General features: G+C 62.9%; 14 protein-coding genes. 7 read left to right on the forward strand and 7 right to left on the reverse strand.

Translation table 11 applies throughout. The features are described 5' to 3' along the window. Nucleotides 1–235: 235 nt before the first annotated feature. The 3 genes from QD408_RS09310 to QD408_RS09320 all read right to left on the reverse strand — a co-directional run bounded on the left by QD408_RS09310 (nucleotide 236) and on the right by QD408_RS09320 (nucleotide 3,809). Nucleotides 236–1,417 (reverse strand): Mrp/NBP35 family ATP-binding protein, encoded by a 1,182-nt coding sequence (locus tag QD408_RS09310; protein WP_414139094.1) that lies wholly within the window; start codon nucleotides 1,415–1,417, stop codon nucleotides 236–238. Between the two features lie 598 nt (nucleotides 1,418–2,015). Then, the gene (locus QD408_RS09315) at nucleotides 2,016–2,750 is read right to left on the reverse strand and encodes a helix-turn-helix transcriptional regulator (RefSeq protein ID WP_088680612.1); all 735 of its coding nucleotides are present in this window, start codon (nucleotides 2,748–2,750) and stop codon (nucleotides 2,016–2,018) included. 261 nt (nucleotides 2,751–3,011) lie between these two features. Further along, the gene (locus tag QD408_RS09320; RefSeq protein WP_088680834.1) at nucleotides 3,012–3,809 is read right to left on the reverse strand and encodes an IclR family transcriptional regulator; all 798 of its coding nucleotides are present in this window, start codon (nucleotides 3,807–3,809) and stop codon (nucleotides 3,012–3,014) included. Between the two features lie 108 nt (nucleotides 3,810–3,917). On the opposite strand from QD408_RS09320, the gene QD408_RS09325 reads away from it, so the two are divergent. The 5 genes from QD408_RS09325 (at nucleotide 3,918) to QD408_RS09345 (ending at nucleotide 7,973) form a co-directional block, all read left to right on the forward strand. Next, entirely contained in the window at nucleotides 3,918–4,679 is a 762-nt protein-coding gene (locus QD408_RS09325) for an SDR family NAD(P)-dependent oxidoreductase (RefSeq protein ID WP_088680611.1), read from the forward strand. Continuing rightward, complete coding sequence (locus QD408_RS09330) at nucleotides 4,679–5,596, forward strand: 2-dehydro-3-deoxygalactonokinase (protein WP_414139095.1); 918 nt, start codon at nucleotides 4,679–4,681, stop codon at nucleotides 5,594–5,596. The genes QD408_RS09325 and QD408_RS09330 overlap by 1 nt, the downstream gene beginning before the upstream one ends. Nucleotides 5,597–5,609: 13 nt before the next feature. Continuing rightward, nucleotides 5,610–6,242: a 2-dehydro-3-deoxy-6-phosphogalactonate aldolase gene (locus QD408_RS09335; protein ID WP_414139096.1), complete on the forward strand. Its 633-nt coding sequence runs from the start codon at nucleotides 5,610–5,612 to the stop codon at nucleotides 6,240–6,242. A 4-nt stretch (nucleotides 6,243–6,246) separates the two neighbouring features. Then, a complete protein-coding gene (locus QD408_RS09340; protein WP_414139097.1) occupies nucleotides 6,247–7,134 on the forward strand; it encodes an SMP-30/gluconolactonase/LRE family protein in 888 nt (295 codons plus the stop codon). Between the two features lie 230 nt (nucleotides 7,135–7,364). After that, complete coding sequence (locus tag QD408_RS09345; RefSeq protein ID WP_414139098.1) at nucleotides 7,365–7,973, forward strand: PRC-barrel domain-containing protein; 609 nt, start codon at nucleotides 7,365–7,367, stop codon at nucleotides 7,971–7,973. 74 nt (nucleotides 7,974–8,047) lie between these two features. Here QD408_RS09345 and QD408_RS09350 read toward each other — a convergent pair whose 3' ends face one another. Together QD408_RS09350 and QD408_RS09355 are read right to left on the reverse strand one after the other, a co-directional pair. Further along, the gene (locus QD408_RS09350) at nucleotides 8,048–9,415 is read right to left on the reverse strand and encodes a putative bifunctional diguanylate cyclase/phosphodiesterase (RefSeq protein WP_414139099.1); all 1,368 of its coding nucleotides are present in this window, start codon (nucleotides 9,413–9,415) and stop codon (nucleotides 8,048–8,050) included. Nucleotides 9,416–9,540: 125 nt separating this feature from the next. Next, nucleotides 9,541–11,262 carry a response regulator gene (locus QD408_RS09355; protein ID WP_414139100.1) on the reverse strand — a complete coding sequence of 574 codons (1,722 nt, stop codon included), beginning with the start codon at nucleotides 11,260–11,262 and terminating at the stop codon, nucleotides 9,541–9,543. Nucleotides 11,263–11,446: 184 nt separating this feature from the next. Here QD408_RS09355 and mutL point away from each other — a divergent pair, with 184 nt between their 5' ends. Then, nucleotides 11,447–13,249 (forward strand): DNA mismatch repair endonuclease MutL, encoded by a 1,803-nt coding sequence (gene mutL, locus QD408_RS09360; protein WP_414139101.1) that lies wholly within the window; start codon nucleotides 11,447–11,449, stop codon nucleotides 13,247–13,249. A gap of 67 nt (nucleotides 13,250–13,316) precedes the next feature. Next, nucleotides 13,317–13,547 carry a DUF2093 domain-containing protein gene (locus QD408_RS09365; protein WP_088680832.1) on the forward strand — a complete coding sequence of 77 codons (231 nt, stop codon included), beginning with the start codon at nucleotides 13,317–13,319 and terminating at the stop codon, nucleotides 13,545–13,547. Nucleotides 13,548–13,567: 20 nt separating this feature from the next. Here the strand turns inward: QD408_RS09365 and lpxK are convergent, their stop codons facing one another. Together lpxK and QD408_RS09375 are read right to left on the reverse strand one after the other, a co-directional pair. Beyond that, the gene (lpxK, locus tag QD408_RS09370; protein ID WP_414139102.1) at nucleotides 13,568–14,629 is read right to left on the reverse strand and encodes a tetraacyldisaccharide 4'-kinase; all 1,062 of its coding nucleotides are present in this window, start codon (nucleotides 14,627–14,629) and stop codon (nucleotides 13,568–13,570) included. Between the two features lie 87 nt (nucleotides 14,630–14,716). Then, nucleotides 14,717–15,439: an HAD family hydrolase gene (locus tag QD408_RS09375; protein ID WP_414139103.1), complete on the reverse strand. Its 723-nt coding sequence runs from the start codon at nucleotides 15,437–15,439 to the stop codon at nucleotides 14,717–14,719. Nucleotides 15,440–15,442: the final 3 nt, after the last annotated feature.

Below are 15,442 nucleotides of genomic sequence, written 5' to 3' on the forward strand. Positions count from 1 at the left end.
TCCGAACTTGCAGGCGGGCGGCAAGCTTCGAAACGAAGACGGCCGTCAGTGAGCATCTGCAGCAAACGCCATCATGGCGCCGGGGCATATGAAGCAAAGCCGTGAAATAATCAAGACATCTTCCGTGAAGAGCGGCTTTTCACCACGCTTCCCCCACAATTTGGGGTATTGGCCCACGCCGATTCGGCCTCGCTTCAGCTCCTTGTTTCATGCATGTCGTTATCACCGAACCGCATCAGTCGAAAACGATCGCCGGCGCCGGACGCTGCGGCTGGCCGCCAACCTGTTCCCAGACCTTGGCGGCGATGCCGCGATAGATGCCGGCGACGATGCCGTTCGGCTCGGAGGCGACGAGCGGCGTGCCGGCGTCGGAAGTTTCGCGAATATTCATCGTCAGCGGTACTTCGCCAAGGAAGGGCACGCCGATGCGCTCGGCTTCCTTGCGGGCGCCGCCATGGCCGAAGATATCGTAACGGGTGCCGGTATCGGGGGCGATGAAATAACTCATGTTCTCGACGATGCCGAGGACCGGCACTTCGACCTTGCGGAACATGTTGAGGCCCTTGCGGGCATCGATCAAGGCGAGATCCTGCGGCGTGGAGACGATGACGGCGCCGGCAAGCGGCACCTGCTGCGCCATGGTCAGCTGTGCGTCGCCGGTGCCGGGCGGCATGTCGACGACGAGGACGTCGAGTTCCCTCCAGGCCACTTCGCGCAGCATCTGCAAAAGCGCCGACTGGACCATCGGCCCGCGCCAGATCATTGCCGTCTCCTCGTCAACGAGGAAGCCCATCGACATGACCTTGAGGCCGTAATTCTCCATCGGATTGATGATGCGGCCGTCGATCTGCGTCGGGCGGCCGGATATCTTCAATAGCCGCGGCATGGAGGGGCCGTAGATATCGGCGTCGAGAATGCCGACGCGAAGACCGTTGGCGAGCAGCCCGAGCGCCAGGTTGACGGCCGTGGTCGACTTGCCGACCCCACCCTTGCCGGAGGCGACCGCGATGATGGCGCCGATGCCGGGAACGCCGATCTTGCCGGCGCGCGGAGGCTGCTGCTGGTGCGCATGCGCGTGGCCCCGATGATCGTGCGCGTGGTCGTGGCCGGCATGGCCATGGGACGGGTTCTGCGCCGGACGGGCGGCGGGAGCAGCGGCGGCGGCTTTCTTGTCCGCGGTCAGCGTCACGAGCGCGCCCTTGACGCCCGGCATTTCCTTGATCACGCGCTCGGCAGCGAGCCGCATCGGCTCCAGCTCCTTGGCGCGTTCGGCCGGAACGGTGATGGAGAAATAGACCTTGCCGTCGGAGATGAAGACGTCGGAGACCATGCCGAGCTCGACGATATCGTGCTCGAGATCGGGCCCACGCACGGTCTTCAGCGTTTCGAGAACCTGTTCCTTGGTGACGTCGGTCATTCCACCCTCACTGCTTCTTCTTTCAGACTACGGGGCGTCGCGTCTTTCAAGACGCGCAAACGACGCCGTAGCACCTCAAATCATGCGGTAGAGATAGTGGAGGCGCACGTCTTCGCCAATCAAAATCATTGGGCGGGAATGGATCTACGGGCTTGTGCAAAGCGGGAAGAGAAATTCGGAATCCGTTGCGGCCATCAAGTCCGCCGGGCTTTCGCCCTGATGGCCGCAACGGCCTCCCCTGGAACCGGCGCAATGCGGGCGAACTAGAGTAAGCTGGAAAAAAGGCCAGCAAAAAATGGTGGAGGAAGCGGGAAACCTGAACAGCTGCGCAAAAGGCGGTGCCAAAACGCAACAACCGCTGCCGACGCCGAAGAACCGGAGAGAAGCGGTATCGGCATCGGACAGCGGTGTGTCGGGCGCGCCATTTCCTGGCGCTGTCACCAAAGTCCCCTCTGGACCTCTGACCGAAGAGATGCAGAAAGCGTGCCAGATGAAAAAACAGGAGAAACAGCGCAAATACGCTCGCGATCATCCCTTTTCGGGAGGAGCGTGCCTATGCGCTGGGCGGCCGGCGCAGCGGACCGTTGTTTTTTGCACCTTATTTGATCAGGCCGATCCGCAGCGCCTTGGCGACCGCCTGGGTGCGGTTGACCGTATCGAGCTTCTTGGTGGCGCGGTTGAGGTAGTGATTGACCGTGTGCTCGGACAGCGTGAGGATTTCAGCGATTTCGGCGCTAGTCTTGCCGGCCGCCGTCCAGTTGAGGCAATCGATCTCGCGGTCGGTCAGTGTATCGGTCATGCGCGTGTCGAGGTTGCGGATCTCGGCGAGCCTGTCGAAGACATGGATGGCGATGTAGCAAAGTTCGCGCATTTCCGCCGGGCTGAAAGGTTCGCGATCGCCGGCGAAGGAGACGGCGCCGCGCAGACCGGACGGCTCATGCGTCGGGAAATAGGCGCAGCGCATCATCTTGAAACGTTCGAACAGCCCGGCGACGAGGGCGGATTTGCCGTCGTCGCGCGACCAGTCCGGCCGCGTCATGTCATAAAGGAAAGGCCGCGTGGAGGTTCTGAGCCGCCTGAGAACGGGGCTGTTCACCATCAAGGCCTCCTGGTCGTAAATCGCCAGAAGCTCGGCCGGCCAGCTGGTGATGACGGTGCTGCCCTGCAGGTCGAAGGAGGTGATCGGCGGCAGATTGAGAACCATGAAGGCACGGCAGCGATAATCTTCCGTCACGCGTTTCATGAAGCGGAAAATATCGAACTGGGTCTTCAGACCCGCTATTTCCTCGACATAGTCGTCTTCTTCCGGGGATGTTTGCGCCAAGGGTGCCATCACATTTCTTCATCTTCGTCGCAGCGACCGGCAAACCGCTTGCAAAACCCGCCCCACGGCCGGTTCAATGCATCGGGCAATGACGATCGCTGGTTGGATCAAATGGAATGGGCCTCGGCGTGAAGCGTTCGGCCGGTGAATGATTGAGATTTCGCGGACGGTTTCAGTTGTGGTGATTCGCCGCCAAATCTCAATATCGCGCTCATCATAAGCATGCTCTGCGATCGCGTCCCAGCAAAGAGGCAAATGTCGTTTGTTCCGTCAGCGGCGTGGACCGAGGCGGATACGCATGCCCTCCATGATCCTCTCAGCCGCCAGCTGAACTGGAACGGCCCATTCGCGCAAAAGTTCCATCGACAGTCGATAGGCCGGGCCGGTAATCGATATTCCGCCGATAAAAGTCCGGTCCTCGGACCAGACAGGCGCGGCAACGCAGCGGATACCGGCCTCATGTTCCTCGCAGTCGAAGGCATAGCCCCGATCGGCAATCTCGCGGATTTCGGCTAGCAGCGTTTCAGCCGAAACATGCGTCGAGGCCGTGAACCTGGTGAAGCTCAAGCCGGCGACAAGGCCTCTCAGACTTTCGGGCGCAAGCAAGGAAAGCGCGGCCTTGCCGACGCCGGTGCAGTAACAGGGGGAGGCATTGCCGATCTGCGAGTACATGCGCACCGACTGGCGGCCTTCCACCTTGTCGAGATAGATGATCGACGATCCCCTGAGGACACCGAGATGCACCGTCTCTCCGGTCGCCTGCTGCAGAGCGGCAAGGTGCGGTTCGGCAATCAGCCGGAATTCGTTGCGCGCCCAGCTGCGCGCCGCAAAATCGAGCAGGCGCAGGCCGGGGGAGTAACGACCGTCGCCGTCGAGTTCGAGCAGCCCCTCCTCCACAAGATGGCTCAACTGGCGATGCAGCGTGCCGCGCGGCTGGCCGGCCAGCGACAGGATATCGGTGAAACGCAGCGGCGCATCGGCATGGGTCACGAGATCGAGCAGAACCATCAGTTTGCCGAGCGTGCCGGTTTCGCGTGCCTGCGTGATACCATCGCCGTTTGAATTCATCATCTCTTCCGCCCTTGACAGACAGGGCAGCCTAATTCGATAATTCCATATAGTCAAATTAAGTTCCAAATAATGGAACAAAAATATCGGGAGGAAATGGGACCGCACATGCCAGCACAGTTTCCCGAGTTCAAAGACCGAGCCGTGCTCGTGACCGGCGGCGGATCGGGCATCGGCGCTGCGATCGTCGAAGGTTTCGCACGGCAGGGCGCCAAGGTCTCCTTCATCGATATCGCAGAGGCCGCCGGCAGCAGGCTTGCCGAAAAGCTGTCGCGCGAAACGGCCCATCCCGTTACCTTCTATCATGCCGACCTGCGCGATATCGAGGCGATCCGGCGCACGGTCGATAGCGTCGTTGCCGCTTCCGGGCCGATCCGGGTACTCGTCAACAATGCCGCCTGGGACGACCGCCACGAATTCGACGAGGTGACTGAGGCCTATTGGGACAACAACCAGGCAGTCAACCTGCGCCATGTGTTCTTCACCTCGCAGGCGGTGGCGCCGTCGATGCGAGCCGCCGGCGGCGGCGCGATCGTCAATATGTCGTCGATCGCCTTCAAGCTGAACATGGGCGGTTTTCCCTCCTATGCGGCGGCGAAGGCGGCGGTCGTCGGGCTGACGAAGAGCATGGCGGGCAGGCTCGGGCCGGAAAATATCCGGGTCAACTGCATCCTGCCCGGCATGGTCGTCACCGAACGGCAGATGCAGCTCTGGCTGACCGAGGAGAGCATTGCGCGCTCGGTGGAGCAGCAATGCCTGAAAAAAGCGCTCAAGCCCGAGGCGATCGTCGGGCCCTGCCTGTTTCTTGCATCCGACTGCGCGGCTGCGATGACCGCCCAGTCCCTGATCGTCGATGGAGGCATTCTGTAATGGCAAATCCCGCTTATGTCGCGGTGGACTGGGGCACCAGCAGCTTCCGGCTCTGGCTGATCGGCAAGGACGGCAGCATCCTGGCCGAACGCCGCAGCGGCGAAGGCATGACGAGCGCGGCAAAGACCGGCTTTTCCCAAGTGCTGTCAGCCCATCTTGCCGCCATCGAAGCGCCGGAAAACCTGCCGGTGATCGTCTGCGGCATGGCCGGCGCAAGACAGGGGTGGGTCGAAGCCGGCTATATCGACGTGCCGGCGCCCCTCGCCTCGATCCTGACCGGGGCGGTTTCCGTGCCTGGGGAAAGCCGTGACATCCGTATCCTGCCGGGCCTTGCTCAGCGCGACGCGGCAAGACCCGACGTCATGCGCGGCGAGGAAACCCAGCTTCTCGGCGCACTCGGCCGCGCAAGATCCGGGGCCCAGGCGGTCTGCATGCCCGGCACGCATTCGAAATGGGTGCATGTCGCGGACGGCAAGGTCACGGGCTTTTCGACCTTCATGACCGGCGAGCTTTTCGACGCGGTCAGCAAACACACGATCCTGTCGCATGCCGTTGCGGGCGTCGAGGAGCAGCCGGCGGATGCGGCGGCCTTCGAGGCGGCCGTATCGGCGGCCTTCGCGCATCCCGCACTTGCCTCCAATCTGCTTTTTACCGCTCGCTCCGGCCAGCTCCTGCACGGGATCTCCGCTGCTGCCGCCCAAGCCCGGCTTTCCGGCACGCTGGTCGGCCTCGAAATCGCCGGCGCGCTGCAGGATGCGGCAAACGGCACCGGCATTACCCTCGTCGCCTCCGGGCGGCTGCAGGCGCTCTACGAGCAAGCCTTCAGAACTCTCTCCCTTGACTTCACCGCCATCGATGCGGACGCCGCCGTGCGCCGCGGGCTTTCGGCCGCTGCCGAAGCCATCTGGCCGAATTGAGAAAGCCGACACGATGAACCGCATCCCCTTCCCCGACATGAAGCGTCCGCTGATCGCCATCCTTCGCGGCATCAGGCCCGACGAGACCGAAAGCGTCGTCGGCGCCCTGATCGAAAACGGCCTGACGGCGATCGAGATCCCGCTCAATTCGCCGGAGCCGTTCAAGTCCATCGAGATCGCCGCGAAAATGGCGCCGGCCGAGGTGCTGATCGGCGCCGGCACGGTGCTAACCGTCGAAGCGGTCGACAGCCTCGATGCGGCCGGCGGCAAGCTGCTCGTCACACCGAATGTCGAGCCCGAGGTGATCATCAGGGCACGTGAATACGGCATGGTGACGATGCCTGGCGTCTTTACGCCGACCGAGGCGCTCGCCGCCGCGCGCGCCGGCGCCACCGGTCTCAAATTCTTTCCCGCCAGCGTGCTCGGTCCTTCCGGCATCACCGCGATCCGCGCCATCCTGCCGCCGGAGCTCACGATCGCCGCCGTCGGCGGCGTATCGGACAAGAATTTCGCGGATTACACCAAAGCCGGCATCTTCGCCTTCGGCCTCGGCACCAGCATCTACAAACCGGCAATGACCGCGGCAGAGGTTGCCGAGCGCGCCAAGGCGACCATTTACGCCTATGATGCAGCTATGGGAGCGTGAACGTATGACCGACATCTACGAGTTCGAGGGCAAGACCCTTTGCAACACCAATTCCGTTCTCGGCGAAGGTCCGACCTATGATCCGGACAGCGATACCGTCTGGTGGTTTAACATCCTCGGCAAGGAGCTGCACGAGCTCAACCTTTCGACACGCGCCAAAAAGGTCCATGCGCTGCCGGTCATGGCAAGCGTGCTGGCCCGCATCGACGCCGGACGGCAGCTGATCGCGACCGAGGAGGGGCTTTTCGTGCGCGACGTGGGCAGCGGCAACCTCACCTTCTATGCCGCGCTCGAAAACGACAGGCCGGAAAACCGCTCGAACGACGGCCGCACCCATCCCTCCGGCTCACTCTGGATCGGCACGATGAGCAAGCGGGCGGAAAACCAGGCCGGCGCCATCTATCACGTCGCCGGCGGCAAGGTGACGAAGATCTTCAACGGCATCAGCATTCCGAATTCGATCTGCTTTTCCCCGGACGGCACGATCGGCTACTACACGGATTCCCGCATCAACCGGCTGATGCGCGTCCTGGTCGATCCGCAGACGGGTCTGCCCGCCGGCGAGCCGATCGTGCTCGTCGACAGCATGAACGAGCCCGGCGGTATCGACGGTTCGGTGGTCGATGCCGACGGCTATATCTGGAATGCGCGCTGGGGCGCCGGCGTCGTCGACCGGTACAATCCGGACGGCCTGCGCATCTCACGCTATAAGGTTCCCGCCGTCCAGCCCTCGTGCCCTGCCTTCATCGGCGCCAATGCCGACCGGCTGGCGGTGACGACCGCCTGGGAAGGGCTCGACGAGGATGCCCGTTCGGCGCAGCCCAGCGCCGGTGCGCTGTTGGAGCTCGGCATCCAGGTCAAAGGCATATTCGATCCCGTCTACGTGGTCTGAGACTGTTTGCTCGCAGAGACGAAAGGCGCTTCCGACGAGGCGCCTTTTTCGCGTTTGGGCAGCCGTTCTTCGATAAATGTTCCGTGAGAATCGAGAAATTTTCCGTGTTTTCAACCGGAACCAATAAGCGCACCAGTCATTTCCTCTTCGAACCGGCGCGGCAAGCATGGTCTTCCAAACATGCATTGCCGGGCCAGCCATCACTCCAGGGAAATGAAAGTAGGTTCGAAATGACACGCAAACTTCTGACGACCGTTGCCGCTGGCGCATTGTTTGCCACGGCTTTCGCACCGGCGGCATTCTCGCAGGCGGCCCCCCAGCCGGCGGATCCTGCCGCTCCGACGCAGGCAGCTCCCGCCGATCCGGCAGCACCGAAACCGCCGGTGACACCTGACGTAACGAAACCCGCAGGTGATGCCGCACAGGCTCCGGCCCCGGCACCGACGGCCGACACCGCTCAGGCCGCTTATCTGACCGAACAGGCGCCCGACCAGGTCAGCGCCAACACCTATATCGGCCAGTCGGTCTATAATGCCAACAATGAAAGCATCGGCAGCGTCAACGACCTGATCCTCAAGAAGGACGGCGGCATCGTTGCCGCGATCGTCGGCGTCGGTGGCTTCCTCGGTATCGGCGAAAAGGACGTCGCCGTCCCGATGGAGAAGATCACCATCGCCCAGAACACCCAGGATGGCAGCGTCAAGCTGACGACCGATGAAACGGCTGAATCGCTGAAGGCCGCACCTGAGTTCAAGACGCTGGCAATGCAGTCGGCTGAGAAGGCTCCGGCCGCGACGGGCACCGACACCACGGCGACCGGCTCGACCACGCCTAAGTAACCCGTGCACGGTAGTATAGCGTAGACGATGGCGCTCCTAGGGGCGCCATCGTTTTATTTATGTGAAAGTTGGCCTTATGCGCTGGCACGCTCCGCGAGCGTTGCGTCGTAATAGTTTTCGTGCAGGAAGCGCAGCGTGGCGATACCATCCGCTGGACGGCCGAAGTGATAGCCCTGGCCCATGCCACAGCCGAGCGTGCGCAATTTCACTGCTTCTGTATAATCCTCGATGCCTTCCGCCACGACTTCCAGCTCCAGACCCTCGCACATGGCGAGGATCGCCTTGATGATGTGTTCGGAGGCGCGGTCGGAATTGATACGCGAGACGAAGGCGCGATCGATCTTGATCTTGTCGAAGATGAAGTCACGCAGGCGCCCGAGGCTCGACTGGCCGGTTCCGAAATCATCAAGCGAGATGCGCACGCCGGCGGCGCGCAGATCGGCGATGATGCGGTGAGCGGTGTCGGCCGAGCCCATCACCGCGGTCTCGGTGATCTCCAGCTCCAGGCGATGCGGATCAAAGCCGACGCGGCCGAGGATCGACAGGACGCTGCTGCTCGTGCCCGGATCCATCAGCTGCGCGGAGGAGAGATTGAACGACAGGAAGAGTTCGCGCGGCCAGGAAAGCGCCGCTTCCGCAGCCTTGCGCAAGAGCGCCTCCGACAGCGCATCGATGAAGCCGCGCTCTTCGGCGAGCGGTACGAAGACGCCGGGCGAGACGAAGCCGAGATCGGGATCGTTCCAGCGGGCAAGCGCCTCGAAGCCCAGGACCTGATTGTTGGACAGCGAGACGATTGGCTGGAAATGCACGTCGATCGCGTCTGATATGATGGCGTTTCTGAGCGCCTGCTCCAACTGCGTCGCTCGCTTCATTTCCTGTGCGATTTCGCGCGAATAGACGGTGATCTGGCCGCGGCCGCGGCGCTTGGAGCGGTAGAGCGCGGTTTCAGCGCTCTTCAGCAACTCTTCGCAATCTTCTCCGGCGAAGGGATAGATGGCGAAGCCGAAGGAAGCGGAAAGGCGGACGTTGCGGTCGCCGAGGTCATAGGGCGCCGACAGCACCTCGCGGATCATCTGGCCGAATTTCTCGGCACTCGCCCGCTCGAAGATCAGCGGCAGCACGAAGGCGAATTCATCGCCATCATGGCGCGTGACCAGCGCACCGTCGGGAATGCAGGCCTTGAGGCGATGCGCCACCTGGCAAAGGATCTCGTCACCCGCCGCAGAGCCGAAAAGATCATTGATCGGCTTGAAGCTGTCGAGATTGGCAATGCCGATGGTAAAAGGGGCCGGGTCGCTGGCGCGCTCGGCGGAAATCTGCAGGACCTTCTCCCGCATACGGTTGCTGTTTCCCAATCCGGTCAGCGGATCGGTATAGGCCATTGCCTGAAGCTCGTTCTGACTCACGGTCAGGAAAGAAGCTGTTTCCGCCGACTTCATCATCCAAACCTGAGCTTTTCCTCCGCAGCCGCATAAAGAATGACCGCCATATCTTAACAATTCGATAGTAAATCAGCGGCCGTCGCGGCGCGGAGCGCCCCAAAATCTGGGGAGTTGACGGATGTTCGTCAGTTTCGCGCCCGTGCAGCCTCTTCCATCAGATAGTTTTGAAATACCATTTCGAGCATATCGGGGCTGACCGGCTTCATGATGACGTCGTCCATGCCTGCCTTGACGCATTCGGCGCGGTCGCGCTCGAAGGCCTGGGTGAGAACGCCGATGATCGGCGTGCGTATCCCGCCGCCGGTTTCCTCCATCTGCCGGATGAGACGCGCGGCCTCGAAGCCGTTGAAACCCGGCAGAGAAATATCCATCAGTACGATCTGCGGCCGATGTTCGGCCCAGAGGCGCACGGCCTCGTCGCCGGTCGCCGCGATCATGTGGCGGTAACCGAGCCCTTCGAGGATCTGCGAAAAAACGATCTGGTTGATATCATTGTCTTCGGCCACGAGAACCTGCAGCCCCGTGACTTCGTCGGAAATGCTGATTTCCCAATCCGTATCCGAACCGCCGGCGCCCCGGCTGTTGCGGTTGAAATGGCGGGCGATCTGGAAGGTGAGTTCGTTGGCGATCTGGAACCCGTCCATGACGAGCGTCGGGATGCCGTATTGCTCGGCGAGTTCGAGGCAGCGCATTCCCATCTGGTTGTCGATGATCAGAAGATCGAGCGAAATGCCGGAGGAAGTGGCGATTTCCAGGAACCGCTCCTCCTCGTCCTCGCCGCGCACCGCGCAGGATTCGAAGCCGTATTTCGACAATGTGCGCAAGGCGGCGGTCTCGGCGGCGAGATCGGCGGTGACGACGAGAATCTTCCGGCCGGAGAAATTCTCCGGCACGATCGCTTCCATCGCCGCCGGCTCGCGCCGCTCGGCCGCGCTCGGCGCAGGCAGATAGGCCCGGCGGTAGCTCTGATTGCTTGACGTGGTGATTGCGGACGCCCGATCGAACTCATCGAGATCGGCGCCGTCGCGCGGCAGGTCCTGCGTGGTGGAGACCAGGAAGTAGCGGCCGGGCTTGCCGATGCGATGCTTGCGGCTGACGATGTCGCGCTCGGTGCCGTCGCGGGAAATCTGGCGCTGGCGGGCGACGGACATCTCGCCGGTTTCCAGCACGTGACGATCGCTTTCCTCGAACCGCTTGGCGATCTCAGGCGAAAAGAGATCACCGCTCTTGCGGCCGAGCACCTCGTCGGCGCTCGTCTGATATTTCTCGCAGAAGGCGAGGTTCACGGCGACGTAGGTAAGGTTGCGGTCTTTGACGAAAAGCGGGAACGGCAGATTGTCGAGAATGTCCTCGGTCAGCTGCACACGCTCCAGGTCCGAGCGCCATTGCTGTTCGCGCTTCTTGTCCTCCGACATGTCTGAGATCACGGTGACGCCGTAACCGCTCGGCAGCCTGCGTTTGACGAAGCGAACCCAGCTGTCGGGACCATGGCGCTCGACGGCATCGAAGCGCTCGCGCCAATGTGAGGCGATCTTCTGCGACAGCCAGTCCTCGCGGCTCAACGAACCGCCCTGCCTGACATCATACTGCTGGCGGATGCCAGTGTCGTAAACCGCGCCGAGGAAATCGCGAAGCCGCGTGCCCGGTTTCAGCATCTCGGGCGGCAGCGGGAAGAATTCGAGGGTCTGGCGGCTTGCGAAGATCAGATGATCGTTCTTGTCGTAGATGATGAAGGCCGCCGAAAGGCTGTCGCACACCGCATCGAAAAGCGCCGTCTGGAGATCGGCCCCGGCGAGAGTCCCGTCGGTTTCTGATGACGTGTCCGCCTTTTCGAAGCCGGCACTCATTCCATTTCGTCCCACATCTGTTCGATTTCGCGGCTTCCGGAGGTGTGTGATTAGAAATGCCATTTTTATGTTAAAACCGGCTTAACACTACCAATCCCCAAATTTGAGAAAGCTGGGGAATCGCAGTTTGGCAAAGCGATCCGAGACCCCTTCCCTCCAGCCCGCGAATCCCCGAAAATAGCCCATGGCCATCAGACAGCTCTCCGAAACGCTCATCAACCAGATCGCCGCCGGCGAAGTCATCGAACGGCCGGCGAGTGCTGCCAAGGAACTGATCGAAAACGCGCTCGATGCCGGTGCGACGCGCATCGAGATCGCCACGGCAGGCGGCGGAAAGGCGTTGTTGCGCGTCAGCGACAACGGCTCCGGCATGGATGCGGCCGATCTGGAACTGGCGGTCCGGCGCCATTGCACCTCGAAAATATCGGAGACGCTCGAGGATATCCGCACGCTCGGCTTCCGCGGCGAGGCGCTGCCCTCGATCGGCTCCGTTGCAAGGCTCAGCATCGCAAGCCGCAGGCGCGACAGCGCAGGCGGCAATGAGATCGCCATTGCCGGCGGCAAGATCATGCATTTGAGGCCGGCAGCAGCCAATCCCGGCACGACCGTCGAAGTGCGCGACCTGTTCTTCGCCACGCCCGCCCGGCTGAAATTCCTGAAAACGGAAAAAGCCGAGGCCGGCGCCATCACCGAGATCGTCAAACGCATGGCGATCGCCTTTCCTGCCGTGCGCTTCGTACTCTCCGGCTCGGATCGGACGACACTGGAATTTCCCGCGACCGGCGAGGATCATCTGGCGCGCATGGCGCAGGTGCTCGGCAAGGAATTCCGCGACAACGCCATCGCGCTCGACGCCGTGCGCGAGGAGGTCTCGCTGACCGGCTTTGCCGGCGTGCCGACCTTCAATCGCGGCAACTCCGCCCACCAATATGCCTTCGTCAACGGCCGGCCGGTGCAGGACAAGCTGATCCTCTCGGCGATCCGCGGCGCCTATGCCGAAACGATTCCATCAGGGCGCTATCCGGTCGCGGTGCTGTCGATCACGCTCGATCCGGCGCTGGTCGATGTCAACGTGCATCCGGCGAAATCCGACGTGCGCTTCCGCGACCCGGGCCTCGTGCGCGGCCTGATCGTCGGCGCGGTCCGCGAGGCCCTGGCGCGCGACGGCAGCCGTGCGGCAACGACCGGGGCGAGCGACATGCTGCGCTCCTTCCGCCCCGGCTTCCAGCCGCATGTGCAGCGGCCGTCGGCGCCATGGTCGGCCGAGACCTCACCTTCCCGTCCCTATCAGCCGGTAACCGGTTTCGCCGAACGGCCTCAAGCCTCCTTCGACGGGCTTACGACGCCGACGGCACGGACTGAGCCGCAGCCTGCCGCCGCGCCGGCAGCCCCCGAAACAGTCACCCGATATCCGCTCGGCGCTGCACGGGCGCAGATCCACGCCAACTATATCGTCGCCCAGACCGAAGACGGCCTGGTCATCGTCGACCAGCATGCCGCACATGAGCGGCTAGTCTTCGAGGCGATGCGCAAGGCGCTGCATTCCAAGCGGCTGGCCTCGCAAGTGCTGCTCATCCCCGAGATCATCGATCTTCCCGAAGAGGATTGCGACCGGCTGATGCCGCATGCGGCGGAGCTTGCCGAGCTTGGCCTTGCGATCGAACGTTTCGGCCCCGGGGCGATTGCCGTGCGCGAGACGCCAGCAATGCTCGGCGAGGTCGATGCGCACGGCCTCATCCGCCAGCTTGCCGACGAGATCGCCGAATGGGATACGGCCTCGGGCCTCTCGGCCAAGCTCGAATATGTGGCGGCGACCATGGCCTGCCATGGGTCGGTGCGCTCCGGACGGCGGCTGCGGCCGGAGGAGATGAACGCGCTGCTGAGAGAAATGGAAGTGACGCCCGGCTCCGGCCAGTGCAATCACGGCCGGCCGACCTATATCGAGTTGAAGCTCAGCGATATCGAACGGCTTTTCGGCCGGAGCTGAAAAAGCTGGAAAAATGGCCTTGCCGGGAGTATGGCAGATTGATGAAAGACTGCAGGGAACGGAGCGCATGAATTTGTTCGAAGGACACGGAAACCGCGAAGCGAAGATCCGGTATCTCGATGGCGACTTCCAGATTCTCTCGCCCGGCTCCTATGTCGTCTGCGCAATGACCGGGAAACATGTCCCGCTCGACGAGTTGCGCTACTGGAGCGTCGCCCGGCAGGAGCCCTATGCCGACGTGAGCGCCTCGCTCGAGGCCGACAAACGCGCCGGGGTGCTGCCGAACCAGCGGCGTTAACGCAGTCCGGACGCAAACCGCTATGCGCTCTTGCTGGGCTTGCTCCCGGCTTTCATTTCCCGCAGGCGCCGCTCGCGGCAGGCGACGATCGCCCGATCGATGATCAGGCCTGCAGCGAGGTGATCCTCGAACACCATGTCGACCTCGATCACCCGGCTTTTTTCCGCGAGCCGCTTCGCCTTGCCGGGATGACCGGAGAGGCGGACGAAATCCTTGGAGGTGGTGACGATCAGCAGGCCCTGGCTTTCGGCGGTCGTCAGGATATCGTCGATCTCCTCCTCGGTCAGGTGCTCGTGATCGCCGAAGCGTTTGGCGACCATGATCTCGGCGCCGCGCGATTCGACCGTACGGAAGAATTTGGCGGGATCGGCGATGCCGGCGAAGGCGAGCACCTTGACGCCCGCAAGCGTATTGTCGCCGCGCACCTTCAGCGATGCGGTGAAATAGGGTTTGGCTGCCCGCGCCGCCATGCGCACGATCCCATCGGCGGCATTGCCCCCTCCCACCTTCAGCAGGGCCGTCGCATGCCGCAATTGCTGGCGGATCGGCGCGCGCACCGGCCCGCCCGGCACGATATGGCCGTTGCCGAGGCCGCGGGTCGCATCGATGACGAGCAGGGCATAGTCGATCGCCAGCCGGGCGCTCTGGAAACCGTCATCCATGATGATGAGATCGGCGCCCTCCGCCACCAGGCGCCGGGCGCCGTCGGCACGCTTGCGGGAAATCACCGTCAATGCCTCCTGAGCAAGCAGCAATGGCTCGTCGCCGACGGCGACCGCCCGGTGATGATCGGGATCGACCACCGTCGTCACATCGAGCGAACCGCCATAGCCCCTGCTGAGAAAACCGGGCTTCAGACCCTTCGCCTTGGCGGCGCGGGCGATCGCGAGCGCCGTCGGCGTCTTGCCGGCGCCGCCGACGGTGAAATTACCGACACAGATGACCGGAATGGGAACGGAGGCGCGCCGCGCATGGGCCATGCGGTGGCCGGCGATACGGCCGTACAGAAAAGAAAGCGGCGATAGCAGCCAGGCCCGCCAATCGGCTTTCCTCCACCAGAACGGCGGCGCTTCTGATATCATTTTGCCGTCCCGCTCCCCTGCCGGCAGAATTTCCGTTTTCCGACCGGATTGAGAGGTCAAAATCGATGAAAATGCAAGCCCTTACGATCAGGCCGGCTGCAGGTCCGGCAGCAGCGTCTCGATACCGGTGATATCGTCGAGCACATGATGGGCCGCCGCCGCGAGCGAATCCCGGGAGCCGGTGCCCGTCAGCACCGCGATCCTCAACCCGGCGCCGGCATTCAGCCCCATGTGGAGATCGTGGTTGTTATCGCCGACCATGGCGATCTCTTCAGGCGAGAGGCCGGTCGCCGCACAGAAGCCGAGCAGCATTCCCGGCTCCGGCTTGGTGCCGAATCCGCTGTCGTAGCCGGCGATGTAATCGACATACTGGGCAAAACCGAAACGATCGGCCGTCTGGCGGATCGAACGTTCATTATCGCTGGAGGCGACGCCGAGCCGGAAGCCGCGCCGATGCAGCCGGGCGAAGAAGCCTGCCAGGTCGGTCACAGGCACGGAAAACTGGGCGGCGCTGGAAAAGAGGTCGTCGAGGCGGACCGTCAGTTCGTCGACATCGACCATGGAACCTGCGGCCACGAGGCCTTCGGCGATCTGTCTCGTATTGCCGGCCGCGAGCAGGCTGTCGGGAACGATATGGCCGGTCTCGGGATTCATGCCGCAGGCGGCAAGCAGCTGGTCGGCGAGAGCCTGATCGCCTTTGGCTGCGATGCGGGCGAGCTCCCGGTTTACCGGCAGCCAGCTCTCGTCATAATCGAGCAGCGTGCCGTCCTTGTCGAAGAGAATGCCTTTGATACCAGTTGCGGCCGACATCGT

Origin of the sequence: Rhizobium sp. BR 249, from assembly GCF_047445895.1 — a bacterium.
GTDB lineage: Bacteria > Pseudomonadota > Alphaproteobacteria > Rhizobiales > Rhizobiaceae > Rhizobium.

Bases quoted from the DNA above. Each gene is read 5' to 3' on its own strand.
- QD408_RS09310 (WP_414139094.1), bottom strand. From the start codon at position 1,417: ATGACCGACGTCACCAAGGAACAGGTTCTCGAAACGCTGAAGACCGTG.
- QD408_RS09315 (WP_088680612.1), bottom strand. From the start codon at position 2,750: ATGGCACCCTTGGCGCAAACATCCCCGGAAGAAGACGACTATGTCGAG.
- QD408_RS09320 (WP_088680834.1), bottom strand. From the start codon at position 3,809: ATGAATTCAAACGGCGATGGTATCACGCAGGCACGCGAAACCGGCACG.
- QD408_RS09325 (WP_088680611.1), top strand. From the start codon at position 3,918: ATGCCAGCACAGTTTCCCGAGTTCAAAGACCGAGCCGTGCTCGTGACC.
- QD408_RS09330 (WP_414139095.1), top strand. From the start codon at position 4,679: ATGGCAAATCCCGCTTATGTCGCGGTGGACTGGGGCACCAGCAGCTTC.
- QD408_RS09335 (WP_414139096.1), top strand. From the start codon at position 5,610: ATGAACCGCATCCCCTTCCCCGACATGAAGCGTCCGCTGATCGCCATC.
- QD408_RS09340 (WP_414139097.1), top strand. From the start codon at position 6,247: ATGACCGACATCTACGAGTTCGAGGGCAAGACCCTTTGCAACACCAAT.
- QD408_RS09345 (WP_414139098.1), top strand. From the start codon at position 7,365: ATGACACGCAAACTTCTGACGACCGTTGCCGCTGGCGCATTGTTTGCC.
- QD408_RS09350 (WP_414139099.1), bottom strand. From the start codon at position 9,415: ATGATGAAGTCGGCGGAAACAGCTTCTTTCCTGACCGTGAGTCAGAAC.
- QD408_RS09355 (WP_414139100.1), bottom strand. From the start codon at position 11,262: ATGAGTGCCGGCTTCGAAAAGGCGGACACGTCATCAGAAACCGACGGG.
- mutL (WP_414139101.1), top strand. From the start codon at position 11,447: ATGGCCATCAGACAGCTCTCCGAAACGCTCATCAACCAGATCGCCGCC.
- QD408_RS09365 (WP_088680832.1), top strand. From the start codon at position 13,317: ATGAATTTGTTCGAAGGACACGGAAACCGCGAAGCGAAGATCCGGTAT.
- lpxK (WP_414139102.1), bottom strand. From the start codon at position 14,629: ATGATATCAGAAGCGCCGCCGTTCTGGTGGAGGAAAGCCGATTGGCGG.
- QD408_RS09375 (WP_414139103.1), bottom strand. From the start codon at position 15,439: ATGTCGGCCGCAACTGGTATCAAAGGCATTCTCTTCGACAAGGACGGC.